Source organism: Thiohalobacter sp. COW1 (assembly GCF_016629505.1).
Lineage (GTDB): Bacteria > Pseudomonadota > Gammaproteobacteria > Thiohalobacterales > Thiohalobacteraceae > Thiohalobacter > Thiohalobacter thiocyanaticus_A.
In genome coordinates, this window is the sequence record NZ_AP024239.1 from 503,253 (window position 1) to 529,220 (window position 25,968).

At 59.0% G+C, this 25,968-nt stretch carries 21 protein-coding genes and 1 pseudogene; all 22 read left to right on the plus strand.

The features are described 5' to 3' along the window. Window positions 1–126 precede the first annotated feature (126 nt). Window positions 127–2,682: a DNA gyrase subunit A gene (gene gyrA / locus COW1_RS02295; protein WP_096366642.1), complete on the plus strand. Its 2,556-nt coding sequence runs from the start codon at window positions 127–129 to the stop codon at window positions 2,680–2,682. 115 nt (window positions 2,683–2,797) lie between these two features. Continuing rightward, window positions 2,798–3,880: a 3-phosphoserine/phosphohydroxythreonine transaminase gene (gene serC / locus COW1_RS02300; protein ID WP_096366641.1), complete on the plus strand. Its 1,083-nt coding sequence runs from the start codon at window positions 2,798–2,800 to the stop codon at window positions 3,878–3,880. Between the two features lie 155 nt (window positions 3,881–4,035). Beyond that, entirely contained in the window at window positions 4,036–5,199 is a 1,164-nt protein-coding gene (locus tag COW1_RS02305; RefSeq protein ID WP_201345305.1) for a phosphoglycerate dehydrogenase, read from the plus strand. Window positions 5,200–5,436: 237 nt separating this feature from the next. Next, window positions 5,437–6,522: a prephenate dehydratase gene (pheA, locus tag COW1_RS02310; RefSeq protein WP_201345306.1), complete on the plus strand. Its 1,086-nt coding sequence runs from the start codon at window positions 5,437–5,439 to the stop codon at window positions 6,520–6,522. Window positions 6,523–6,842: 320 nt separating this feature from the next. Then, window positions 6,843–7,955, plus strand: a complete 1,113-nt coding sequence (gene hisC / locus COW1_RS02315; protein WP_201345307.1) for a histidinol-phosphate transaminase — start codon at window positions 6,843–6,845, stop codon at window positions 7,953–7,955. A gap of 167 nt (window positions 7,956–8,122) precedes the next feature. Then, the gene (locus COW1_RS02320; RefSeq protein ID WP_201345308.1) at window positions 8,123–8,986 is read left to right on the plus strand and encodes a prephenate dehydrogenase/arogenate dehydrogenase family protein; all 864 of its coding nucleotides are present in this window, start codon (window positions 8,123–8,125) and stop codon (window positions 8,984–8,986) included. Between the two features lie 281 nt (window positions 8,987–9,267). Next, window positions 9,268–10,560 (plus strand): annotated as a pseudogene (gene aroA, locus COW1_RS02325) (3-phosphoshikimate 1-carboxyvinyltransferase); the annotation flags it as partial. Then, complete coding sequence (cmk, locus tag COW1_RS02330) at window positions 10,557–11,231, plus strand: (d)CMP kinase (RefSeq protein ID WP_096366635.1); 675 nt, start codon at window positions 10,557–10,559, stop codon at window positions 11,229–11,231. The pseudogene aroA and the gene cmk, both read left to right, overlap by 4 nt. A gap of 240 nt (window positions 11,232–11,471) precedes the next feature. Continuing rightward, a complete protein-coding gene (gene rpsA, locus COW1_RS02335; RefSeq protein WP_255534308.1) occupies window positions 11,472–13,184 on the plus strand; it encodes a 30S ribosomal protein S1 in 1,713 nt (570 codons plus the stop codon). 93 nt (window positions 13,185–13,277) lie between these two features. Continuing rightward, entirely contained in the window at window positions 13,278–13,616 is a 339-nt protein-coding gene (locus COW1_RS02340) for an integration host factor subunit beta (protein WP_255534309.1), read from the plus strand. A 117-nt stretch (window positions 13,617–13,733) separates the two neighbouring features. Then, window positions 13,734–14,027 (plus strand): lipopolysaccharide assembly protein LapA domain-containing protein, encoded by a 294-nt coding sequence (locus tag COW1_RS02345; RefSeq protein WP_201345310.1) that lies wholly within the window; start codon window positions 13,734–13,736, stop codon window positions 14,025–14,027. Between the two features lie 3 nt (window positions 14,028–14,030). Further along, window positions 14,031–15,197 (plus strand): lipopolysaccharide assembly protein LapB, encoded by a 1,167-nt coding sequence (gene lapB, locus COW1_RS02350; protein WP_201345311.1) that lies wholly within the window; start codon window positions 14,031–14,033, stop codon window positions 15,195–15,197. Then, complete coding sequence (gene pyrF / locus COW1_RS02355) at window positions 15,194–15,907, plus strand: orotidine-5'-phosphate decarboxylase (RefSeq protein WP_370590883.1); 714 nt, start codon at window positions 15,194–15,196, stop codon at window positions 15,905–15,907. The genes lapB and pyrF overlap by 4 nt, the downstream gene beginning before the upstream one ends. 212 nt (window positions 15,908–16,119) lie before the next feature. After that, the gene (locus COW1_RS02360) at window positions 16,120–16,407 is read left to right on the plus strand and encodes a helix-hairpin-helix domain-containing protein (RefSeq protein WP_201345312.1); all 288 of its coding nucleotides are present in this window, start codon (window positions 16,120–16,122) and stop codon (window positions 16,405–16,407) included. 290 nt (window positions 16,408–16,697) lie between these two features. Continuing rightward, window positions 16,698–18,119 (plus strand): mannose-1-phosphate guanylyltransferase/mannose-6-phosphate isomerase, encoded by a 1,422-nt coding sequence (locus tag COW1_RS02365; RefSeq protein WP_201345313.1) that lies wholly within the window; start codon window positions 16,698–16,700, stop codon window positions 18,117–18,119. A gap of 82 nt (window positions 18,120–18,201) precedes the next feature. Next, window positions 18,202–19,323: a Wzz/FepE/Etk N-terminal domain-containing protein gene (locus COW1_RS02370; protein WP_201345314.1), complete on the plus strand. Its 1,122-nt coding sequence runs from the start codon at window positions 18,202–18,204 to the stop codon at window positions 19,321–19,323. A 104-nt stretch (window positions 19,324–19,427) separates the two neighbouring features. Then, window positions 19,428–20,651, plus strand: a complete 1,224-nt coding sequence (locus COW1_RS02375) for an NAD-dependent epimerase/dehydratase family protein (protein WP_242466478.1) — start codon at window positions 19,428–19,430, stop codon at window positions 20,649–20,651. Window positions 20,652–20,657: 6 nt separating this feature from the next. Further along, complete coding sequence (locus tag COW1_RS02380; RefSeq protein WP_201345315.1) at window positions 20,658–21,596, plus strand: sulfotransferase; 939 nt, start codon at window positions 20,658–20,660, stop codon at window positions 21,594–21,596. After that, window positions 21,593–22,807, plus strand: coding sequence for an O-antigen ligase (locus COW1_RS02385; RefSeq protein ID WP_201345316.1), 1,215 nt, complete (start codon window positions 21,593–21,595; stop codon window positions 22,805–22,807). The genes COW1_RS02380 and COW1_RS02385 overlap by 4 nt, the downstream gene beginning before the upstream one ends. Beyond that, entirely contained in the window at window positions 22,804–24,096 is a 1,293-nt protein-coding gene (locus tag COW1_RS02390) for a lipopolysaccharide biosynthesis protein (protein ID WP_201345317.1), read from the plus strand. The genes COW1_RS02385 and COW1_RS02390 overlap by 4 nt, the downstream gene beginning before the upstream one ends. A 157-nt stretch (window positions 24,097–24,253) precedes the next feature. After that, window positions 24,254–25,255, plus strand: a complete 1,002-nt coding sequence (locus tag COW1_RS02395; protein WP_201345318.1) for a glycosyltransferase — start codon at window positions 24,254–24,256, stop codon at window positions 25,253–25,255. Further along, the gene (locus tag COW1_RS02400; protein ID WP_201345319.1) at window positions 25,252–25,956 is read left to right on the plus strand and encodes a bifunctional 2-polyprenyl-6-hydroxyphenol methylase/3-demethylubiquinol 3-O-methyltransferase UbiG; all 705 of its coding nucleotides are present in this window, start codon (window positions 25,252–25,254) and stop codon (window positions 25,954–25,956) included. Before COW1_RS02395 ends, COW1_RS02400 begins: the two co-directional genes overlap by 4 nt. The last annotated feature ends 12 nt before the right edge of the window (window positions 25,957–25,968 follow it).

Consider the following 25,968-nt stretch of genomic DNA (forward strand, 5'->3'; position numbering starts at 1 on the left):
CGTTTTTCTGGGACGCTGCCCCCCGGCTGTGGTAGTATTGATCGAATTACAGCGCCTGTGCGGGGTTCAGCCGCGCCGGCGTCGGAGGAACCCCACAATAAATAACGTTACCGACTGACTGCACCCATGGCCGAATTCGCCAAAGAAGTCCTGCCCGTCAATCTCGAAGATGAAATGAAGCAGTCCTACCTCGATTACGCCATGAGCGTGATCGTGGGCCGGGCACTGCCGGATGTTCGGGATGGCCTCAAGCCGGTCCACCGGCGCGTGCTCTTCGCCATGAGCGAACTGGGCAACGACTGGAACAAGGCCTATAAGAAGTCGGCCCGCGTGGTCGGTGACGTCATCGGTAAGTACCATCCCCACGGCGACACCGCCGTCTACGACACCATCGTGCGCATGGCGCAGCCGTTTTCGCTGCGCTACATGCTGGTGGACGGCCAGGGCAACTTCGGCTCCATCGACGGCGACTCGCCGGCGGCCATGCGTTACACCGAGGTGCGCATGGCCCGCATCGCCCATGAGATGCTGGCCGACATCGACAAGGAAACGGTCGATTTCATCCCCAACTACGACGAGACCGAGAGCGAACCCTCGGTCTTCCCGACCCGCTTCCCCAACCTGCTGGTCAACGGCTCGGCCGGCATCGCCGTGGGCATGGCGACCAACATCCCGCCGCACAACCTGAACGAAGTCATCAATGCCTGTATCGCGCTGATCGACAATCCCGAGATCGAGATCCGCGAACTGATGGAGTACATCCCGGGCCCGGATTTCCCCACCGCCGGCATCATCAACGGCGTGCGCGGCATCCAGGAGGCCTATCTCACCGGCCGCGGCCGGGTACAGGTGCGCGCCCGCACCGAGATCGAGGAGGACAGCAAGGGTCGCGAGACCATCGTGGTCACCGAACTGCCCTACCAGGTCAACAAGGCCCGCCTGCTGGAGAAGATCGCCGAACTGGTCAAGGACAAGAAGATCGACGGCATCAGCAACCTGCGCGACGAGTCCGACAAGGACGGTATGCGCATGGTGATCGAACTCAAGCGCGGCGAGGTCTCGGAGGTGGTGCTGAACAACCTCTACCAGCAGACCCAGATGCAGAACGTGTTCGGCATCAACATGGTCGCGCTGGTCGACGGTCAGCCGCGCCTGCTCAATCTCAAGGCCATTCTGGAATCCTTCATCCGCCACCGCCGCGAGGTGGTCACGCGGCGCACTGTCTTTGAACTGCGCAAGGCGCGCGAGCGGGCCCATATCCTGGAAGGCCTGGCGGTGGCGCTGGCCAACATCGACGAGGTCATCGAACTGATCAAGACCTCGCCCAGCCGCGCCGAGGCCCGTCAGGGCCTGATGGGCCGCGCCTGGCCGCCGGGTCTGGTGCTGGACATGCTGGAGCGCGCCGGTGCCGAGGCCTCGCGCCCCGACGGCCTGGCCCCGGGACTGGGGCTGACCGATGCCGGTTACCGCCTGTCCGAGGCCCAGGCCCAGGCCATCCTGGAACTGCGTCTTCACCAGCTGACCGGGCTGGAGCAGGACAAGATCCTGGACGAGTACCGCGAGTTGCTGGAGAAGATCGACGACCTGCTCGCCATCCTCAACAGCACCGAACGGCTGATGCAGGTCATCCGCGACGAGCTCATGCAGGTGCGCGACCAGTTCGGCGACGAACGCCGCACCGAGATCCGCGAGGCCGAGGCCGACCTGGCGCTGGAGGATCTGATCACCGAGGAAGACGTGGTGGTCACCCTGTCGCACGCCGGTTATGCCAAGGCCCAGCCGCTGAGTGAATACTCCGCCCAGCGCCGCGGCGGGCGCGGCAAGAGCGCGACCAGCGTGAAGCAGGAAGACTTCATCGACAAGCTGTTCATCGCCAGCACCCACGATACGATCCTGTGCTTCTCCAGCCGCGGCAAGGTGTACTGGCTCAAGGTCTATCAGTTGCCGGTGGCCGGGCGCCAGGCGCGCGGCAAGCCCATCGTCAACCTGCTGCCGCTGGAGCAGGGCGAGCGCATCAACGCCGTGCTGCCGATCCGCGATTTCGACACCGAGGATTTCATCTTCATGGCCACCGCCAATGGCACGGTCAAGAAGACCCCGCTGCGCGCCTTCGCCCGGCCGCGCAGCAGCGGCATCATCGCCCTGGAACTGCGCGACCAGGACTGGCTGATCGGCGTGGCCGTCACCGACGGCAACCAGGACGTGATGCTGTTCACCGACGCCGGCAAGGCCATCCGCTTCAAGGAGGAGAGCGTGCGCGCCATGGGCCGCACCGCTGCCGGCGTGCGCGGCATCCGGCTGCAGCCGGACCAGCAGGTCATCGGCATGCTGATCGCCGCCGAGGGCGATGTGCTCAGCGCCACCGAGCACGGTTACGGCAAGCGCACCCCGATCGACGAGTATCCGGTGCATGGCCGCGGCGGCCAGGGCGTGATCTCGGTCCAGACCAACGAGCGCAACGGCGCCGTGGTCGGCGCCAAGCTGGTGAGCGAGACCGACGAGGTCATGCTCATCACCAACATGGGCACCCTGGTGCGTACCCGCGTGGACGAGATCTCGCGCATGGGCCGCAACACCCAGGGCGTGCGCCTGATCCGCGTCGGCGAGGACGAAAAGCTGGTCGGCATCGACGCCATCGCCGAGGCCGAGGAGGATGAGGAAGCCTCCGAAGGCGAGGCGTAGGTCGTAGGATGGGTGCAGGCGTTGTGCGCCGGAACCCATCGTCAGGCCGGCACGCATGATGGGTTGCGCTTCGCTCCACCCATCCTACAGGAATACACGGTAATCGGAGTCTTTTATGAGTCGTATCTACAATTTCAGCGCCGGTCCGGCCATGCTGCCGGAGGCAGTCCTGAAACAGGCGCAGGAGGAACTGGTCGACTGGCAGGGCAGCGGCATGTCGGTCATGGAAATGAGCCACCGCGGCAAGGAGTTCATGTCCATCGCCGAGGCCGCCGAGGCCGACCTGCGCCAGGTCATGGGCATCCCCGACAACTACAAGGTGCTGTTCCTGCAGGGCGGGGCCAGCAGCCAGTTCGCCATGGTGCCGCTGAACCTGCTGCGCGGGGGCGCCAAGGCCGACTACATCAACACCGGCGCCTGGTCCAAGAAGGCCATCGCCGAGGCCAAGCGCTATTGCAACGTCAACGTCGCCGCCACCTCCGAGTCCGAGAACTTCATGACCATCCCGGCCTTCGATTCCTGGCAGCTGGCCGATGACGCTGCCTATGTCCACTACACCCCCAACGAGACCATCGGCGGGGTGGAGTTTCACTGGATCCCGGAGGTCGGCGACAAGCCGCTGGTGGCGGACATGTCCTCCACTATCCTGTCGCGCCCGATCGACGTGTCGAAATACGGCGTGATCTATGCCGGCGCCCAGAAGAACATCGGCCCGGCCGGCCTGACCGTGGTGATCGTGCGCGAGGACCTCATCGGCCAGGCGATGGAGCGCACCCCGACCATGTTCGACTACAAGACCCACGCCGAGTCCGATTCCATGTACAACACCCCGCCGACCTACGGCTGGTATCTGGCCGGACTGGTGTTCAAGTGGATCAGGGACAACGGCGGGCTTGAGGCCATGGCCGAGATCAACAAGCGCAAGGCCGACAAGCTCTACGCCGCCATCGACGGCTCGGACTTCTACGCCAACCCGGTCGATCCCGAGTGCCGCTCCTGGATGAACGTGCCCTTCACCCTGGCGAATCCGGAGCTGGACGCCACCTTCCTCAAGGAGGCGGCCGCCCAGGGCCTGACCACGCTCAAGGGCCACCGTTCCGTCGGCGGCATGCGCGCCAGCATCTACAACGCCATGCCCGAGGCGGGTGTGGATGCGCTGATCGACTTCATGGCCGATTTCGAAAAACGCAACGGGTAAATCAAGAGCGCCACGGAATACACGGAAAACACGGAATTGAAATGATTATGGTTTTTCATTGCCGGGCGCGCAGCGCCACGGCAATGACAATAAAATTTTCCGTGTCTTCCGTGGGTTCCGCGGCGCTCTGATCGCTCTTTGGTAGGATAAATTTCATGTACAAGATACTCACCCTCAACAACATCTCCGTCACCGGCCTGGACCGGCTGCCGCGCGACAACTACGAAATCGCCTCCGAGATCACCCATCCGGACGCCATCCTGCTGCGCTCCTACAAGATGCACGACATGGAGATCCCGGCTTCGCTCAAGGCCGTGGGCCGCGCCGGCGCCGGGGTGAACAACATCCCGGTGGACAGGATGAGCGAACTGGGCATCCCGGTGTTCAATGCCCCGGGCGCCAATGCCAACGCGGTCAAGGAACTGGTGTTGACCGGCATGCTGCTGGCTTCACGCAACATCTGCCCGGCCTGGGACTTCGCCCGCAACCTGGAAGGCGACGACGCCGCCATCAGCAAGGCGGTGGAGGCCGGCAAGAAGAACTTCGTCGGCACCGAGCTGCCGGGGCGTACCCTGGGCGTGATCGGCCTGGGTGCGATCGGCGTGCTGGTGTGCAACGCGGCCAAGGCGCTGGGCATGAACGTGATCGGCTATGATCCGGACATCAGCGTGCAGCGCGCCTGGCAGCTGTCGTCCGACGTGCAGAGTGCCAGCAGCGTGGATGACCTGCTCAGTCGGGTGGACTATGTCAGCTTCCATGTGCCGCTGATCGATGCCACCAAGCACATGATCAATGCCGACCGGCTGAAGAACATGAAGGACGGCGTGGTCATCCTCAACTTCGCCCGCAACGGCATCGTCGACGACGAGGCCGTGGTCAAGGCGATCGATGCCGGCAAGGTCGGCGGCTATGTCTGCGATTTCCCCAGCAACCTGCTGAAGAACCACGACAAGGTGGTGACCCTGCCGCATCTGGGCGCCTCCACCCGCGAGGCCGAGGAGAACTGCGCCATCATGGTGGCCGATCAGGTGCGCGAGTTCCTGGAAAATGGCAATGTGCACAACTCGGTCAATTTCCCCGAGGTATTCATGCCGCGCAGCGACGGTCAGCGCCTGGCGGTGGTAAATGCCAACGTGCCCAAGATGCTGGGCCAGATCTCCACCGTGCTGGCCGACACCGGCCACAACATCATCGACATGCTGAACAAGTCGCGCGGCGAACTGGCCTACACCCTGGTCGACGTCGAGGGCGAGGTGGACCAGGACTGCCTGGACCAGATCAAGGCCATCGAGGGCGTGCTTGCAGTGCGCACTCTGTAGATGATTCGGTGGCATTAACGCAGAGGACGCGGAGGCGCAATGGTCCGTCATTGCGAGGAACAAAGTGACGAAGCAATCTCTTGATTGAGGCTACCGCGTTACGAGATTGCCGCGGCGCTACGCGCCTCGCAATGACGATGAATATATTTGATAGCCTCTGTATCCATAGGGCATAAACGCCTCCGCATCCTTTGCGTTACCATCACCCAGGTGAAACAGAACAACCAAACGGCAGCCATGAACGAGTCGGACCAACTCAAGGCCATCCGGGAGAGCATCGACCGGATCGATGACCAGCTGCTGGAGCTGATCAGCCAGCGGGCGCGCTGTGCCCAGGATGTGGCGCAGATCAAGCAGGCCGCCGGCGAGATGAACGACTTCTACCGCCCCGACCGCGAGGCGCAGATCCTGGCGCGTATCCGCGAACTCAATCCCGGTCCGCTCAGCGACGACGAGGTCGCGCGCCTGGTCCGCGAGGTCATGTCCGCCTGCCTGGCGCTGGAGAAGCCGCTGACCATCGCCTATCTCGGCCCCGAGGGTACCTTCACCCAGGCCGCCGCGCTCAAGCACTTCGGCCATTCCATTCGCAGCACCGCCCTGGGTTCGATCGACCTGGTCTTCCGCGAGGTGGAATCGGGCAGCGCCCACTACGGCGTGGTGCCGGTGGAGAACTCCACCGAAGGCGTGGTCAATCATACCCTGGACATGTTCATGCGCTCGCCGCTGCACATCTGCGGCGAGGTGCAGCAGCGCATCGAACTGCACCTGCTCGGCAAGGCCGCTGACACCTCCGGCATCAAACGGGTGTACTCGCATCAGCAGTCCCTGGCCCAGTGCCGGGAATGGCTGGACACCAACCTGCTGCAGGCCGAGCGCATCGCGGTGAGCAGCAACGGCGAGGCGGCACGGCGTGCCGCGGCCGAGTCCGACAGCGCCGCGGTGGCGAGCGAAACCGCCGCCGAGTTGTACGGCCTGAACCGGCTGGCGCGCAACATCGAGGACGAGCCGGGCAACACCACCCGCTTCCTGGTGATCGGCAAACAGACGGTCGCGCCCTCGGGCCGGGACAAGACCTCGCTGCTGGTCTCGGTGCGCAACGAACCGGGCGCGCTCTACACCCTGCTGGCGCCGTTCAACGAGCACGGTATCAGCATGACCCGCATCGAATCGCGGCCCTCACGGCGCGGCGTCTGGGATTATGTCTTCTTCGTCGACATCGAAGGCCATGCCGGGGATGCGCAGGTCGCAGCGGCGCTGGCCGAGTTGGAACAGCGGGCGAGCGTTCTCAAGGTGCTGGGGTCCTATCCGCGCGCCCAGGTTTGAACAGTACTGCAGATCGGGTCAGCGCAGCGTAACCCGACAGGGGCCGGCCTGATGTCGGACTACGCCCTTTGGGCCAATTCCACCTGCGCCGCTGACCTGTGTTGATGTTTTCCCGTCATCCCGGCGCATGCCGGGATCCAGTGACCGCAGCGGGGCCTGGATTCCGGCATGCGCCGGAATGACGAGTTTGTGGTTTGGAATAGGCTGGTCGGGTTGGCGCAGCGTAATCCGACAGGGGCCTCACCGGTGTCGGATTACGCCCTGCGGGCTAATCCGACCTACGTTGCAGATCGAGTGAAAAACCGCGAATCGAGTGATTGATGAACGACCACCAACGCCATTATCTGTTCGACTGCGCCACTGCCGGGGTGCAGGGGCTGCAGCCCTATCAGCCGGGCAAGCCGCTGTCCGAACTGGAGCGCGAGTACGGCGTGCGCGACGCGGTCAAGCTGGCCTCCAACGAGAACCCGCTCGGTCCCAGTCCGCGGGTGCAGGAAGCCATTCAGGCCCATGTCGCCGAACTGGCCCGTTACCCGGACGGCAACGGTTTCGGTCTGAAGCGGGCGCTGGCCGACCGCCACGATGTCGATCTGAAGCAGATCACCCTGGGCAACGGCTCCAACGACGTGCTGGAACTGATCGCCCGGGCCTTTCTGGCCCCGGGGCGCGGCGCGGTGTTCTCCGAGCACGCCTTCGCGGTCTATCCCATCGTCACCCAGGCCATCGGTGCGACACCCCAGGTGGCACCGGCGCGCGACCACGGCCACGACCTGCAGGCCATACGCGCGGCCATCGATGACACCACCCGGGTGGTGTTCATCGCCAATCCCAACAACCCGACCGGCACCTGGCTACCGGGGCGCGAACTGGAGGCCTTCCTGGCCGAGGTGCCGCGCGATGTCATCCTGGTGCTGGACGAGGCCTATGTCGAATATGTCCGCGAGCCGGACTATCCCGACAGCCTTCCCTGGCTGGACCGCTGGCCGAACCTGGTCATCACCCGCACCTTCTCCAAGGCCTACGGCCTGGCCGGCCTGCGCGTGGGCTATGCCCTGTCCAGCCCGGTGGTGGCCGATCTGCTGAACCGTGTGCGCCAGCCGTTCAACGTGAACAGCCTGGCCCTGGCCGCGGCCGAGGTGGCACTCGGCGATGCCGAGCACATCGCCCGCGCCGTGGCCTTGAACGACGCCGGCATGCAGGCCTGGCGGGCGGCCTGCGACAAGTTGGGACTGGCGTATATCCCTTCGGTGGGCAACTTCCTCAGCGTGGATGTCGGCCGCCCGGCCGGTGCGGTCTACGAGGCGCTGCTGCGCGAGGGCGTGATCGTGCGGCCCATCGGTGCCTATGGGCTGCCCAACCATCTGCGCATCACCATCGGCACCGAGGCCGAGAACAGCCGCGCCATCGCCGCGCTGGAAAAGGTTCTGGCATGAACATCGAAGCCGCGTGTACTCCGTCATTCCGGCATCGGCCTGCGCCGGCACAGGCTGCGGCCGAATCCAGTAGGCGCGGCGGTATCTGGACCCCGGCCTGCGCCGGGGTGACGGAAAAATGCATTGCAGCGTGCTATTGCATTCGCTGCATACGAGGGCTCTGAGCCATGCGGATTGAACGCCTCTGCATCATCGGCGTGGGACTGATCGGCGGTTCGCTGGCCCGCGCCCTGCGGGCGAACGATGCGGTGGGCGAGGTTGTCGGCTGCAGCCGCAGCGCCGAGCATCTGCAGCAGGCGGTCGACCTGGGCGTGATCGACCGCTATGACACCGATCCCGCACAGGCGGTCGCCGGTGCCGACCTGGTGCTGGTGGCCGTGCCCATGGGCGCGATGGAAGCGGTGTTCAAACAGATCAGGCCCCATCTGGCGCCGGATGCGGTGATCACCGATGTGGGCAGCGCCAAGGGCGCGGTGGTCGATGCCGCCCAGAAGGCCTTCGGCGGCGTGCCGGCCAACCTGGTGCCGGGCCATCCCATCGCCGGCACCGAGCGCAGCGGCGTGGCGGCCTCCTTCGCCGAACTGTTCCGGCAGCGCCGGGTGATCCTCACCCCGCTGGCGCATACGGATGCCGAGGCGGTGGAGCGGGTGCGCGGCCTGTGGGAGACGGCCGGGGCCGGGGTGGTCGAGATGGGGGTCGAGCATCACGACCGGGTGCTGGCCGCCACCAGCCATCTGCCGCACATCCTGGCCTATGCCACGGTCGACAGCCTGGCGCGCTTGCACGAACACGATGAGATATTCCAATATGCCGCCGGCGGCTTCCGTGACTTCACCCGCATCGCCGGCAGCGACCCGGTGATGTGGCGTGACATCTGCCTGGCCAACCGCGAGGCCATCCTGGAGATGATCGCCCATTTCCAGGTGGACCTGACGGCCCTGACCGAGGCCATCCAGGCGCGTGACGGCGAACGGCTGGTGGAAATCTTCAGCCGCGCCAAGCGGGCGCGGGATGAGCATGCGCCGCGTTAGGCGTCATTCGCGTAGTCGTAGGCCGGGATAAACGCAGTGTTCCCGGCACTCCGGATCGAATGCCGGAAACGGGCCATCCGGCCCTTATTCCGGTCTACGCGCTGAACCCCATGGATTCCCGCTTTCGCGGGAATGACGGGAAGGCAGTAACGTAGGTCGGGTTAGTCCGCAGGGCGTAACCCGACGTTTGCCGCGACGCTGTCGGGTTGCGCTGCGCTAACCCGACCTACTCGTTTGAATCGAATGAACAGGAACCCGAATTGACCCACACCAACAAACAATTCCACATCCAGCCCGGTGGCCGGCTCGAAGGCCGGTTCAAGGTGCCGGGGGATAAATCCGTGTCGCACCGCGCCATCATGCTGGGTTCGCTGGCCGAGGGCGTGAGTGATGTGACCGGTTTCCTCGAGGGCGAGGACAGCCTGGCCACCCTGGCCGCCTTCCGTGCCATGGGTGTGAAGATCGAGGGGCCCTACGATGGCAGCGTGCGCATCCACGGCGTGGGAATGCACGGCCTGCAGCCGCCGCCCGAGCCGCTGTACCTGGGCAACTCGGGCACCTCCATGCGGCTGCTGGCCGGGCTGCTGGCCGGGCAAACCTTCGACAGCGTCCTGACCGGCGATGATTCCCTGTCGCGGCGGCCCATGGGCCGGGTCATCGATCCGCTGACTGCAATGGGCGCACGCATCGACAGCGAGGCGGGCGGGACCGCGCCGCTGAAAATCACCGGGGGGCGGGCATTGCGGGGCATCGACTACGCCCTGCCCATGGCCAGCGCCCAGGTGAAATCCTGCGTCCTGCTGGCCGGGCTCTATGCCGCGGGCCGGACCTGCACCACCGAGCCGGCGCCGACCCGCGACCACACCGAGCGCATGCTGCAGGGCCTGGGCTACGCGGTCGAAGTCGACGGGCCGCGCGCCTGCCTCGACGGCGGCGGCCGGCTGACCGGCGGCGCGATCACGGTGCCGGCCGACATCTCCTCGGCGGCCTTCTTCCTGGTGGGGGCCAGCATCGCGCCTGGCTCGGACCTGGTACTGGAGCAGGTGGGTATGAACCCGACCCGCACCGGGGTGATCGACATCCTCCAGCGTATGGGCGCGAACATCGAAATTGCCAACGAGCAGGTGCTGGGCGGAGAACCGGTGGCCGATCTGCATATCACCGCCGCCGCGCTCAAAGGCATCGACATCCCGCCCGAACTGGTGCCGCTGGCCATCGACGAGTTTCCCGCCCTGTTCGTGGCCGCCGCCTGCGCCGAGGGCCGCACGGTGCTGCGCGGGGCCGAGGAACTGCGGGTCAAGGAAAGCGACCGCATCCAGGTGATGGCCGATGGTCTGCAGGCGCTGGGCGTGTCCGCCGAGCCCACGCCGGACGGCATCGTCATCGACGGCCGGCCGCAGCTGGGCGGTGGCCGCATCGACAGCCACGGCGACCATCGCATCGCCATGGCCTTCGCCATGGCCGGCCTGCGGGCCGGCGCCGAGATCGTCATCGACGACTGCGCCAACGTGAACACCTCCTTCCCCGAGTTCGTGGCGCTGGCCCAGCAGGCCGGTCTTGGGGTGACCGAATGAGTGATCAGGCACCGGTGGTCGCCGTCGATGGACCCAGTGGCTCGGGCAAGGGCACGGTCAGCCGGGCCCTGGCGACCCGCCTGGGCTGGCATTTCCTCGACAGCGGCGCCCTCTACCGGCTGGTGGCCCATGCCGCCCTGGACCGGGGGGTGGCGCTGGACGACGAGGCCGGACTGGCCGATCTTGCCCGGCATCTGGAAGTGCGCTTCGACACCGATTCCGACCGCATCTGGCTCGGGGACGAGGAGGTCAGCCTGGCCATCCGCAGCGAGGCCGCCGGGGACGCCGCCTCCCGGGTGGCGGCCCTGCCGGGCGTGCGCGAGGCGCTGCTGCAGTTGCAGCGGGATTTTCGCGCCGCGCCGGGGCTGGTGGCCGACGGTCGCGACATGGGCAGTGTGGTTTTTCCCGCGGCCGAGGTGAAGATCTTTCTCACCGCCAGCGCCGGGGAACGTGCCCGGCGCCGCTATAACCAGTTGAAGGAAAAGGGGATCGAGGCCGACATTGCGGAACTGGTGGCGGCCATCGAGGCCCGCGACAAGCGCGACATGGAACGGCCGGTCGCGCCGCTGAAGCCGGCGGAGGACGCCGTGGAGCTGGATACCTCAGGGCTGGATATCGAGGGCAGCATTGCGGCGGCGTTGGGGATCGTGCGGGGGCGGCTGGGCGCCTGATGCCCTCACCCCCGGCCCCTCTCCCAAAGGGAGAGGGGAGGCTGGCTCCCTCTCCCCGCCGGGAAGAGGGTCGGGGTGAGGGGGCGAATGTGCCCGGCGCCTACCCAGACTAGTGATATTTTTCGCATTTCTGCCTATAATACCCGTTTGTACGAATCGGCGCCCGGATAGCCCTTATCCGGGCTTTGTCTTTGCAACCAACCCGTGACGGTTCGTCTGTCCGACCGCGCGGCCCAACAAGTGAATCGCAGTTGCGGTTCAAGGAATGAGTCAACCATGAGCGAAAGCTTTGCAGAACTGTTCGAAGAGAGCCTGGCCAAACAGGAACTCCGCCCCGGATCCATCGTCACCGGCACCGTCGTCGACATCAAGCCGGATGTGGTCATCGTCAACGCGGGACTGAAATCGGAAGGCGTGATTCCGGTCGAGCAGTTCTATAACGAGCAGGGCGAGCTCGAGATCAACGTGGGCGAGGACGTGGAAGTCGCCCTGGATTCCGTCGAGGACGGTTTCGGCGAGACCCGCCTGTCGCGCGAGAAGGCCAAGCGCGCGCGTGTCTGGAAGGAACTGGAACAGGCCTACGAAGACAACGAGACCGTCAAGGGCATGATCAGCGGCAAGGTCAAGGGCGGCTTCACCGTCGACATCAAGGACATCCGCGCCTTCCTGCCCGGCTCGCTGGTGGATGTGCGCCCGGTGCGCGACACCACCTACCTGGAGAACAAGGAACTCGAATTCAAGGTCATCAAGCTCGATCAGCGCCGCAACAACGTGGTGGTCTCCCGCCGCGCGGTGGTCGAGTCCGAATACAGCGCCGAGCGCGAGGAACTGCTCAAGAACCTGCAGGAAGGCATGGTCATCAAGGGCATCGTCAAGAACCTCACCGATTACGGCGTGTTCGTGGACCTGGGCGGCATCGACGGTCTGCTGCACATCACCGACATGGCCTGGAAGCGCATCAAGCATCCGAGCGAGATGGTCGCCGTGGGTGACGAGATCGAGGTCAAGGTGCTCAAGTTCGACCGCGAGCGCAACCGCGTCTCCCTGGGTATGAAGCAGCTGGGCACCGATCCGTGGGAGGATCTGTCCCGCCGCTATCCCGAAAGCACCCGCCTGTTCGGCAAGGTCACCAACATCGCCGACTACGGCTGCTTCGTCGAGATCGAGGAAGGCGTGGAAGGTCTGGTGCACGTCTCCGAGATGGACTGGACCAACAAGAACGTCAACCCGGCCAAGGTCGTGCACGTGGGCGACGAGGTCGAGGTCATGGTGCTGGACATCGACGAGGAGCGTCGCCGCATCTCCCTGGGCATGAAGCAGTGCCACGCCAATCCCTGGGAAGAGTTCGCCGCCACCCACAACAAGGGCGACAAGGTCTCCGGTCAGATCAAGTCCATCACCGACTTCGGCATCTTCGTCGGCCTGGACGGCGGCATCGACGGTCTGGTGCATCTGTCGGATATCTCCTGGAGCGATACCGGCGAGGAAGTGGTGCACAACTTCAAGAAGGGCGACGAGGTCGAGGCCGTGGTCCTGGCCGTGGATCCCGAGCGCGAACGCATCTCGCTGGGCCTGAAGCAGCTGGAAAAGGATCCCTTCTCCAACTTCGTGGCCGCCCATCCCAAGGGCAGCATCGTTAAAGGAACCGTCAAGGAGGTCGATGCAAAGGCAGCAGTGATCGATCTCGGCGAAGGGATTGAAGGCATCCTGCGCGCCTCCGAACTGGCCCGTGACCGGGTCGAGGACGCCCGCACCGTGCTCAAGGAAGGCGAGGAGGTCGAGGCCAAGTTCATGGGCGTGGACCGCAAGAACCGCACCCTGAGCCTGTCGATCAAGGCCAAGGAACTCGGCGAGGAAGCCGAGGCCGTGCAGGATTATGCCAAGTCCGGCTCCGCCACCACCACCCTCGGGGACATCCTGAAGGAGCAGATGGAAGAGAAGGGCAACAGCTAAGCATTGATTTCTGCGTGCTTTTTGGCATACTCCTAGTGGAATGACGCCGGCGGCCGCCCGCGTGCGGCCGCCGCCACTTGCCATCCGGCCCGGATATCAGGAAGAAGACGAATGACAAAGTCAGAGCTGATCGAGATTCTTGCCAGCAAGAACAGCCATCTGAACTACAAGGATGTGGAACTGGCGGTCAAGAGCCTGCTGGAGCAGATGAGTCAGTCCCTGGCGACCGGACAGCGGATCGAGATCCGCGGCTTCGGCAGCTTCTCCCTGCACTACCGCCCGCCCCGCGTCGGCCGCAATCCCAAGACCGGCGAGGCCGTGGCCCTGTCCTCCAAGTACGTCCCCCACTTCAAGCCCGGCAAGGAAATGCGTGAACGGGTCAACGAATCCCGCGCGACCACTCCGATCAAATCCAGCGACAACGGCAACTGAGGCGCCTCTGGCTCCCCGGACGGTTGCCATCGGCCGTCTGCCCCAATAAAGTCTTGCCTGTAGCGGGCCGCAGCTGCGCTATCCGATGAATCCACGGCCCGCCACGAGGAGAATCCCATGTCCCGTATCCTGTCGGTGATTGCCCTGGTGCTCCTGATCGGGGTCGGCATCACCTTCACCGTGCTCAATCCGCAGCAGGTGACGTTGAACTATCTGCTGGGCAGCCTGCAACTGCCGCTGGCGCTGCTGGTGGTGCTGGTGCTGGCACTGGGCGCGCTGCTGGGGCTGCTGGTGGCCGGGTTCATGCTTCTGCGGCTCAAGCGTGAGAACCGTAAACTGCGCCGCGGCACCCGGCTGGCCGAGCAGGAGGTCGCCAACCTGCGATCGCTTCCCGTCAAAGACCGCCCCTGAACCATGTCGGCGCTGCTCTGGCTGCTCCTGCCCGTGGCTGCCGCCTCCGGCTGGCTTGTGGCCCTGCGCAGCGAACGCCGGCGCCAGCGCCGTCCCCCTCCGGAACTCAATGAGCACTATTTCAAAGGGCTGAACTTACTGCTCAATGAGCAGCCCGACAAGGCGATCGAGGTGTTCGTCGACATGCTGGAAGTCGACAGCGACACGGTCGAGACCCACATGGCCCTTGGCAACCTGTTCCGCCGCCGCGGCGAGGTCGACCGCGCTATCCGCATCCATCAGAATCTGATCGCCCGCCCCACGCTGGAGCGTGATCAGCGCAACACCGCACTGCTGGAGCTGAGCCGCGATTACATGCGTGCCGGCCTGTTCGATCGCGCCGAGAACCTGCTGCAGGAGTTGCTGGACACCAGCGCCCATGCCCCGGCCGCGCTGGGGCACCTGCTGGACATCTACCAGCAGGAAAAGGAATGGGACAAGGCGATCCAGGTCGCCCGCCGGCTGGAGGGGTTGAACGGGCGCCACATGCATCCGGTAGTGGCGCAGTTTCACTGCGAGCAGGCCGAGCAGGCGATGCGTCACGGCGATGCCGCCGGCGCCACGCGCCTGCTCAAGCGGGCACTCAACCACGATCCGAACTGTGTGCGTGCCAGCCTCCTGCAGGCCCGTCTGGCGCGCGAGGCAGGTGACCACCGCACCGCGGTCCAGGTGCTGAAACGCATCGAGAAACAGGACATCGATTTCCTGCCCGAGGCGCTGCCCGAACTGAAGGCGGGCTACACGGCGCTGGGCGCGCAGCCGGAGTTGATGCGCTATCTGCAGGAGATTGCCGGTCGCTACCGGGGCGTGACGCCGGCGCTGATGCTCTCGGAGTTGATCGAGGCCCGCGACGGCGCCGCTGCCGCAGTGGAATATCTGACCGCCTACCTGCGTGAGCGGCCCTCCATCCGCGGCCTGGAGCGGATGATTCATCTGGACCTGGGCAGCAGCGAGGGCAGGGCGCGCGAGGACCTGCTGCTGCTGCGTGATCTGACTGCGCGGCTGCTCGAGGACCGGCCCCGGTACCGCTGTCACAACTGCGGCTTCGAGGCCAAGGCGCTGCACTGGCAGTGCCCGAGCTGCAAGGAATGGAACCGCATCAAACCGATCTACGGCGTGGAGGGAGAATGATGACGCAGGCGCAGACCGACTCACGGGTGATCGTTGCCCTGGATTACCCGGATGCCGCCCGGGCCCGGGACTTCGTCGGCCGACTCACCCCCGGCAGCTGCCGGCTCAAGATCGGCAAGGAATTGTTCACCCGCGCCGGCCCCGCCCTGGTCGACGAACTGCAGGGCCTTGGCTTCGAGATCTTTCTGGATCTGAAATTCCACGACATCCCCAATACCGTGGCGCGCGCCTGCGAGGCGGCCGCCGACCTGGGGGTGTGGATGGTCAATGTGCACACGCTCGGCGGCAGCCGGATGATGGCCACTGCCCGCGAGGCGCTGGAGCGACGCAGCGGGCGGCGGCCGCTGCTGATCGGGGTGACCATCCTGACCAGCATGGGGGAAGGGGATCTGGCCGAGGTGGGCCTGGCCGGCAGCCCGGCGGACAATGTCGCCCGCCTGGCCGGCCTGGCCAGGGCGAATGGCCTGGACGGCGTGGTCTGTTCGCCGCAGGAGAGCCGCCAGCTGGCCGGGCAGCTGGGCAGCGACTTTATCCTGGTCACCCCCGGCGTGCGCCCGGCCGGCAGCGCGACCGATGATCAGCAGCGCATCATGACCCCGGCCGATGCCCTGGCCGCCGGCTCGCACTATCTGGTGATCGGGCGGCCCATCACCCAGGCCGAGGATCCGGTGGCGGTGCTGGAGGCCATCAATCGCGAGTTGGCGCCGTAGGTTCCGTCATTGCGAGCGCAGCGTGGCAATCTCGTAATGCAGAATTAGTCGGTTAGAGATTGCCGCGGCGCTACGCGCCTCGCAATGACGGGGTAATCAGAGTTGGATCGGTGCCCGTCACTTGACGCCACCCCCAACCCGGGCTAATCTCGAATTCCGTCCAGGATGGACGGAAAGCAACAATCAAAAACCATTACACGGAGGTAATCCCCATGTGGAAGTCCATTCCCTATCTGATCCTGTCCCTGTTCCTGTTCGGCGCCCAGCCGGTGCTGGCCGAGCCGATCGACGTCAATACCGCCAGCGCCGAGGAACTGGCCCAACTCAAGGGCGTCGGCGCCTCGAAGGCGCAGGCCATCATCGCCTACCGTGACCAGCACGGGCCCTTCGTCGCCGTGGGCGAGTTGACCCAGGTGCGCGGCCTCGGACCGAAGTTCCTGGAGCAGAACGCCGAGGCGATCACCGTCTCGCAACCCGTGGCGGACGCGGCCCGGCCCTGACGCCATAATTACCCGTCATTGCGAGGAACGAAGTGGCGTGGCAATATCCAACCGCTTGATTCTGCAGTCAGGGATTGCCACGGTTCGCTCGCAATGACGGTTTTGCCTGTGTCATGGACCTCCGGGGTTGCAGCCGCGCTTTGCCATCCCTTCCCGAGCAGCATTCTCCCGTCCCGAAAACTGTGATCTGATTCCTGCAACACCGCATCCCTCCTGCCCACCCCGGGTTACCGCACCCCCACAATCGCGTATAATCCCGCGCAAATAATTCATTTATTTGTGGGGGAGAGATGGCCGTCTATCCAGTGATCCTGACCGGCGGGGCCGGTTCCCGGCTGTGGCCGATGTCGCGGGAGTATTTTCCCAAGCCGCTCATGCCCATCGTCGGCGACGAGTCGCTGCTGCAGGCCACCGCCCGCCGGTTGCAGGGCTTCCCCGGCAGCGAGCCGCCGGTGTTCGTCTGCAACGAGGAACACCGTTTCCTGGTGGCCGAGCAGGTGCAGGCGCTGGACATCCAGCCCGCCGGCATCATCCTGGAACCGGAAGGCCGCAACACCGCTCCCGCGCTCACCGTCGCCGCCCTGTTCCTGGCGGAGAGGGACCCCGAAGCGGTGATGGTGGTGATGCCCGCCGATCATGTCATCCCCGATCTGGAGGCCTTCCGCCGTGCCCTGGCCGATGGCGTGGCCCTGGCCGAACAGGGCCATCTGGTCACCTTCGGCATCCAGCCCACCCGGCCGGAGACCGGCTACGGCTACATCCAGCGCGGCGAGACCCTCGACGGCGATGGCCGCTTCAAGGTCAAGCGCTTCGTGGAGAAGCCCGACCTAGACCAGGCCCAGGGCTATCTCGATGCCGGCGACTATTACTGGAACAGCGGCATCTTCGTGATGCAGGCCTCCAGCTGGCTGGAGGAGATCGATCATTTCGAGCCGGAGATCAAGCAGGCCTGCGAGCGTGCCATCGACAGCGGCCGCAAGGATCTGGACTTCTGCCGGGTGGGGAAGGAAGACTTCATCAACTGCCCCGAGAACTCCATCGACTATGCCGTGATGGAACGGACCGAGCGCGCCGCCGTGGTGCCGCTGGAAAGCGGCTGGTCCGATGTCGGGGCCTGGTCCGCCATCTGGGACATTGCCGAATGCGACGACTGCGGCAACGCGACCCAGGGCGACGTGCTGGCGCAGGACGTGAAGAACTCCCTGATCTGGTCCAACGACCGCTTCGTCGCCGCCATCGGGCTGGAGGATATGGTTATCGTGGACACCCCCGACGCCCTGCTGGTCGCGCCCAGGGATCGCTCCCAGGATGTCAAGCAGATCGTCGCCGAACTGAAGAAACAGGACCGCGATGAATTCCGCTTCCACAGCCGGGTGTACCGTCCCTGGGGCGACTACGAAGGTATCGACAAGGGCGAGCGCTACCAGGTCAAACGCATCGTGGTCAAGCCCGGCGCGTCTCTTTCCCTGCAGATGCACCACCACCGCGCCGAGCACTGGATCGTGGTGCGCGGCACCGCGCGTGTCACCCGCGGCGAGGAGGTGTTCATCCTCACCGAGAATCAGTCCACCTACATCCCGCTGGGTACCACCCACCGGCTGGAGAACCCCGGCACTATCCCACTGGAGATAATCGAGGTGCAGTCGGGCAGTTATCTGGGCGAGGATGACATCGTGCGGTTCGAGGATGTCTACGATCGAGTTGGACAATAGGTTGTACAGTATTTTCGATACGTGCTGAAAACAGATCAACGAGAAATATATCTACCAGAAGCAGTCGGGAAGAATACGGTAAATGGATAATGAGAAGCTAGATTCAAATATAGGCAGAAAGCCGATACCCGCTTACATTCTGCCCTATGAAGATCTGAATGACGAGGCTGGGCTGGTAGATTTATGGCAGATTTTGACAAGGCGAAAATGGCTCATTCTGGTGTCGGTTCTGCTCGTATTGGTGTTGTCCACCATCTATATGTGGAGTGCAAGAGACACATACACCGCCAGTGCTTACTTATTACCACCTTCATTCGAAAGCATCAATGAACTGCTTGTGAATTTGCCAGGCCCGGGGATGACGGGGACTGCATCAAATCAGGCATATTTCAATCCCGATGACAATCTGCTCGAGAAATATGGCGTGGAGACAATTACGCCAGGATTTGTGTTCAGAGCTTATCTCAGGAACTTTAACTCGAATAACATCAAGCAAGAATTTTCGGATACTGAACAGGTGAACTCCATCACCATCATAGATCCTCAAAATAATTTCTTGGATGCGGTGGCAAGGTTAACGAGCCAGGATCCAGTATCTGCCGCGCACGAACTGAGTCAATATATCGCTTATGTAGATAAGAGAACCGGTGAGCAGCTGACTGGAGAACTGCAATCAATAGTTGATATTGAACTGAAGAAAGCAGTACGTAATCGCGAGATTAAGCTCAATAATATAAAAGAGAATGCGCTGAGGATGATTACGGGTCAGGGAGAGGCTATATCAACACTCAATAAAACCAAAACAGAAGGAAGCAGGATATTTTATTTATGGGTGCCACCTGAAGCAGGTAAACCTTTCTTGATGGGCCTGAATGCGCCTGGTGATCTAAAAGATGCAGAGGCACTAGAATACTTAATCGAAGGCATTAAGTCGGATGATACTGTCGAGTATTATACCCCTGAGCTGGATAAGCTTGAAGAATATATTACCTATCTCGAAGGGGTTTCTTTCGATCCGGAAAAAATATCTGTAATTACTATGGATAAGCCGCCGACATCCGTAATTGAGCCCGACAGGGCGAACTGGAAGCTGGTGTTTAGTGCTTCGATTATTCTTGGGCTTATGACGGGGATTCTGATTGCGATTGTTGTCGACTTGATTGGACGAGGCAGAAGTGGTCCTGAAGTGAACAGCCGGGTCTGATGGATATAAGAGAATTTGTGTGTGGACCTTACAGGGTACGGGTCGAATCGATATAAATGGATTATATATGGTTCGATTAGCGGTTTACCGAGGACCTTACGCGAATGGATAGTATGGAAGTAATTAGAGGTATGTCGATGAAAAAGGTAATTGTATTGGGTGGGGACGGTTTTTGCGGATGGCCGACCTCATTGCATCTTTCAAAGATAGGATGGGATGTGACGATCGTAGATAACCTGTCACGCAGAAAAATAGATATTGATCTGGAATGCGAGTCGCTTACACCGGTAAGACCTATCATGGAGCGACTTTCCGCATGGGAAGCGAATGGTGGAAAGCGTATAGATTATCATAATTTCGATATAGCAAGGGATTATGACAGGTTGCTTGCATTGATTTGTGAATTAAAACCGGATGCGATTGTTCATTTTGCTGAACAGCGAGCTGCTCCATATTCAATGAAGAATTCGCGCACCAAGCGATATACCGTCGATAATAATCTTAATGCAACTCATAATGTTCTATGCGCAATCGTTGAATCGGGGGTCGATGTGCATCTTGCCCATCTCGGAACGATGGGGGTCTATGGTTATGGCACAGCCGGATTCAAGATTCCGGAAGGGTACCTGAAGGTAAAAATGTGTGGTGACCATGTTGAGCTACATGAGAACAGCAATGGAAATGTTGAGATCGAAAAAGAAATTCTCTACCCGCCTGATCCGGGTAGCATATATCACATGACAAAGACGCAGGATGCTCTGTTTTTTTATTATTACAACAAAAATAACGGGGTTCGTATCACAGATCTGCATCAAGGCGTGGTCTGGGGTACGAACACGGACGAAACGAATCTCGACGAAAAGTTGATAAACAGGTTTGATTATGACGGAGATTATGGAACCGTCCTGAATCGTTTTCTGATGCAGGCTGCCATTGGGCATCCGTTAACTGTTCATGGTGCGGGCGGGCAGACACGTGCTTTTATACATATCCGAGATACAGTCAAGTGCATCGAACTGGCATTGGAGAACGAGCCAAACCGGGGCGATCGTGTACGAATCTTCAATCAGATGACGGAAACTCATACGGTAAAAGAGTTGGCAGAGAAGGTTTCGTCCATGACCGGTACAGAAATAATGTTCATGGATAATCCCCGAAACGAGGCTGAAGAAAACGAACTGCATGTTGAGAACTCGTGCTTCTTGGATCTCGGCTTGAAACCCACCACGCTGTCAGATGGTCTTATGGAAGAAGTTATTGAAATTTCAAAGAAATACTCTTCCAGATGCGATGAGTCAAAGATTCTTGCGAAATCAAAATGGCGATAGATGATTATGCCTGTGAGGCCTGTTTTCATCGTTGGATGCTTTCGGTCAGGCACAACGCTTGTCAGATTGATATTGAATTCTCACAGCAGAATCTGCGTGTCAGATGAGGCCAGGTATCTCGCAAAACGCATACCGGCATCCAGTGTTGATTCGGGATATACGCAGTCTGAAGCCGAAAAATTGATACAGGTAATCAGGAGGACGTTGAAAAGGCAGAGATGGCAATCCGTGCCTTCGGCCATGGAGATAATGAGTCATATCCGGGCCTATCCGGTCCCATTAGCGGAAATTGCTGAAGTAGTTGCTTCCTATCCGTGGAAAAAACAGGATCTACTATACTGGGGAGATAACACACCTGTATATATAGAGCATTGGGAAACAATAGCTAGCCGATTTCCAGGGGCGAAATTTGTGAATCTCATACGAGATCCTAGGGATGTCGTCGCCTCCTCTAGAAGCATAGCCTGCGGGTTCGGGTTTTCCGTTTATAGCGCAGCATCAATATGGCGTAAGAGAGCTGAAATAGCGACTCGAATGGCTAAGACGATTGGCAATAATTTTATTTCGATCCGGTATGAAGATATCGTCAGTAATCCCAACGAAGAGGTGATCAGACTTTGCCGCTTCCTTGGTATAGAGTATGAAAATTCGATGCTGCAATACAATCAGAGTGATGAGGCGATGAATATGGCCGGTGGGCAGCCGCACCATAAAAATGTCGTTCGCCCTGTCAATACGAGTTCTATAGGCAAATACATGAATATACTGTCCGACCACGAAATTGGGATTGTTGAGCGAGTTTGCGCAACCTGGATGGAAAGGTTCGGCTATAAATGCAGTATCGTGGATGATATGAATGAAGTAAGTGCGAGCGAAAAACTGAGTGGAATAATTGAAACCTTTTTTCTCCAGATTTGCGATCGTGTTTACCAAATAACAAGATGAGTTCCCGCATTTCGATAGGCCAGCAGCTTGGGCCGTTTCTGATAGCATTGTATCCGCTGGCATTCATCCCAGGCACGGAAGCAGGGTATATGTACGGTATCATCGCTGCCAGCATAATGCTCCTCACCATGCCGTATTCCAAGGCGTGGCCACCCGGCATTGTAGCAATATCACTGGTCTATAGTTTGTTGGCTATATTCGCGCTCTTTCCTGTCTACTGGGCGTACGATAAGGAATTTACGCTGCTAACAGGCTTCTTGTCGATGATCCCCCTTGGGCTCATACTGACGATCCCGCTTTGGAACTATCGCCAGATTACTATTTTCATATCAGCATTTTATTTGGTGGGGGCGGTGACAGTACTCTGGGCCCTGGGTGATGTTCTGTCTGTTGTTCTGAGCCATGATTTCGTAAATTATCAAAAGATTCGTAGTGATGCATATTTTAGCAGGCCTACGATGTTGTCCACATTCCTGTTTATATTTGTTGTCCTCCAAGTCGGTTTCATGGCAGAAGCAAGGAAAGCTGGAATCAGCATGATTCGCTCCCCTGTGAAGAATTTCCAGTTGCCGCTACTGATACTGTCCGTCATTGCCCTGATCTCTACGCTTACAAAAAAGGATATTCTGGCCTTTGCAATTGTCTCGACAATTTACAGTATGCGCAGATTCGGGTTTGCAAAATTCATAGTTGGAGTGCTCGCCACAGTAATAGGAGGAGGACTTATTGCCTATTTCGGTAAGTTTTCACCATTAATGAAACTTTTTCGTATTCGAGAGAACATGTTCGAGACTGGGAGTCGGGGAATATTATGGCAGTCATCTCTAGAGGCGATACAGGAGTATCCACTCTTCGGGATGGGAGCAGGAGCGTGGGATTTATTCCTTCCGACCTATAATGAGGGTCTCTCGTATGGCGGACCACATAATTCACTAATACAGATCGCAGGGGAGTACGGCATCATAGCGCTTACAGTCTATATTGTTTTCCTGTTACTGCTGGGGTGGTATCTACGTTTGATGATGAAGAATCAACCGGGTCCGCTTGTGGTGGCGGCAACCATGGCATATATAGGTTTCATTGTTATTGAGCTATTCAGCAATCCTATCTTATTTGGATGGACGAATAGAACATATTGGGCTTGGATGATCATTGCGCTCGGATTCGCTGAGCATGGGCTTCGCTCTCGAATGCTACTAGTATTAAAATGAAAGCAAGCCCGAGCATAGGTTCAAATGCCGCCTGGTCGGCGCTCAATTCTGTCTCAGTATCGATCCTTCAGCTTATCCTTATTGCTGTACTTGCAAGGAATCTTGCTTATTCGGATATGGCGACCATGTTTATCGTCATTGCTGCTATCGGTGTGCTGGAAATGGCGTCGGATTTCGGCGGGCGCGTCTGGGGCGTAAGAAGGTTTTCAATAGATGGCGCATTTGGAAAACAATTTCGTATAGCGATTACATTCAAATCTTTTGCTTCCTGCCTGATCCTCGTATTAGCCATACCTGTCGGATATGTATCAGGAGAGTGGGGGGTCACTGGTATGACCGTATTGATAGCGTTGACGCAACCCAATACAGACCCGCTTATATGGGCGCTTCGCTCGATGAACAGGATGGACATAGAGGCGGCATACGTTATTGCATCGCGCGCGATCATTACCATATTCATGGTATTAGCCGCCGTATCGGGACTGCAGATCGAAATAATCCTTCTTGCATGGCTTCTAATCAATGTCTGTCGAATTATTTTTGAATCATTTCACGGAAAACTGAGAGCGACGGTTGATTCGGTCTCAGTAAAAATAGAATGGAACGAACTTTATGAACCAATAAAGGAAATCATACCCATTGGGTTCGCGTTCCTTCTTATGGCGCTGTTCTCACGTATGCCAATTTTGTCATTAGGTATAATAGGCGCTCCTGATGAAGATATAAGCTATTTTTCATCTGCGTTTAATCTTGTATCGGGCGCGATGATTGTGAGTACGTCAATTGCGATTGCGAGTTTTCCGTATTTTTCGCAGTGCATTAATAAAAACGATTGGATGGCTGTTTCAACCCAGCTAAACCGTAATCTTTTGTATATATATACTCTTGTTCTCCCTGCGTCTGTAGTGGTGATGTTGTTTGCCTCTGACATAATGCAGATGTTTTTTGGAGAGGACTACGTTGAAGGTGATGAATTTCTCCAGCTTCTTATGATTGGGCTCTTTGTCAGCTCAATCAATTTCAACCTGAAGTATCTTCTGAACGCTATTGGATTAAACTGGTGGGATACAATATCTGTCATTATTGGGCTTATATTTCTTGGGGCTATCTTCATTCTGTATCGCGCGCATGGCGCATCCATCGCGGCGCTATCATGGATTATAGGCGAATCTGTGATGTGTGCGGTTAAGCTGTCCGCGATAAGGAAGAAAAAACCTGAAATATTAATTTCGTATGTGCAGATATCGTTAGGATTCGTAATGATTATCGGAATATACCTTGGGGTTTGAAATGTCGATCGTAGGTGCAGTGTTGGTAGTTATATCGATACTCATTATCTATTATGTATACGATGGGTATGGTCGATTACTATCTGTGTTATGTCCAGCGCACAAGATTAATTCCGGAAGAAGGGGTGATGTCATTTCGTCGTTCCCTGATATAAGTGTGATACTTGCAGCTTATAACGAAGAGTTGCGTATTGCATCCAAGCTTGAGGATATATTGTCACAGGCCTATCCTGGAAATTGTGAAATAATCGTCGTCAGCGATGGATCAACAGATCACACCAATCATATTGTCCAGAGCTATTCCGATAAAGGTGTAAGACTTGTAAGAACAGAAGGCAGGGTCGGTAAAAGCTTGGCGCAAAACGAAGCTGTAAAGATTGCGAATGGTAAGATTCTGATATTGACAGATACCGCTGTAGAAATGGCGCCTCAGTGTCTGGAGCGTCTTGTGGCGCCTTTTTCATCGTCATCTGTAGGATGTACGACTGGAACGCTGCACTTCAAAACCAGCGCTGAATCCGTTGTTTCTGAAGAGCAAGGACAATACTGGAGTTATGAAACAAAGCTCAGGCGACTTGAGAGCTGCCTTGGTATCCTTGCTGTAGCTGCGGGGCCACTTATGGCTGTCAAAAGAAGTCTGTGGAAGCCACTAATGAACTGGTATGGCGATGATTGCGTTATACCTCTTGATGTTGTTCTTTCATCGCACTCAGTGATTCAGGTTGACGACGCAATAGCATGGGACGAAAGCTATCGTACAGTCAAGCATGAGTTCAAGGCAAGAATAAGGATGACCGTGCGGAACTGGCAAGGGACGCTATCCAGGTCGGAACTGCTTAACCCATTCAAGCACCCCTTGTATTCTTTTGCGCTGACTTCCCATAAATTATTAAGATGGTTATCGCCTCTATGGCTTGTATCCTTCCTGTTAGGAATCGGCTTAATGTATGCAGGAGGAATGTTCTCGAATGCGTTTGGTTATACAGTCGCCTTCATGGTCCTTGTGCTCCTAGCTCTTTCTCTGGTTTTGCTGGGTCTGGGTAAACGCCTGCCTGGTGTGTCGGTTTTAGCAAGTTTCCTGATGGTGAATGCAGCCTTCGGAATTGGCTTGGTGATGGCTCTTTATGGGAAAAGAATAGGGGCATATCAGAATAAATGAAAAGCGAAAAAACAGAGCAAGCGGATCATATTCGTAATGTATATGCTGGGCGTGATGCAAGGGGACTGAGAGACCGTTACGCCTGGTTTAACGCTGATGCGGTTGAAAGAGAATGCTCGGTTAAAGCATCTGTGGCATCAATACTCTACAAGGCATTCGGGCCAAATCTCGAAGGTTTGCGTGTCCTCGATGTGGGCTGTGGAACAGGCGCGTTCCTACGGCAACTCGCAGACTGGGGCGCATCTCCTGAAACAATGATTGGCACAGAACTCTTGCCTGACAGGATCGATACTGCAGTACGACTATCACCGTCATCGGTAACATGGCATCTCGGTAATATTAATGAATTGGATTTGGATCTGAAGTTCGATCTCGTATCGCTTTTTACTGTTTTATCGTCTGTAGTAGACGCTGATGAAAGACTGAATTTGATAGATGAAGCCTGGCAGCGAGTTGATTCATTAGGCTGGCTTCTTGTTTTCGATCTCAGGGTGAATAATCCGGCGAATCATGATGTATCTCGTGTGAAAATCACTGAATTAGAGCATGAAGTAGTCCCTACCTCAAGATATGTTAACACGCTAGTACTTGCGCCGCCGTTGGCACGGAGAGTGACGAGTCTAAGTAGGACCTTAGCCAGAATCCTTGAGGCATTGCCGTTCTTTAGAACGCACTTTATTTATATTGCACAGAAGCCATAAACAACATCTGTG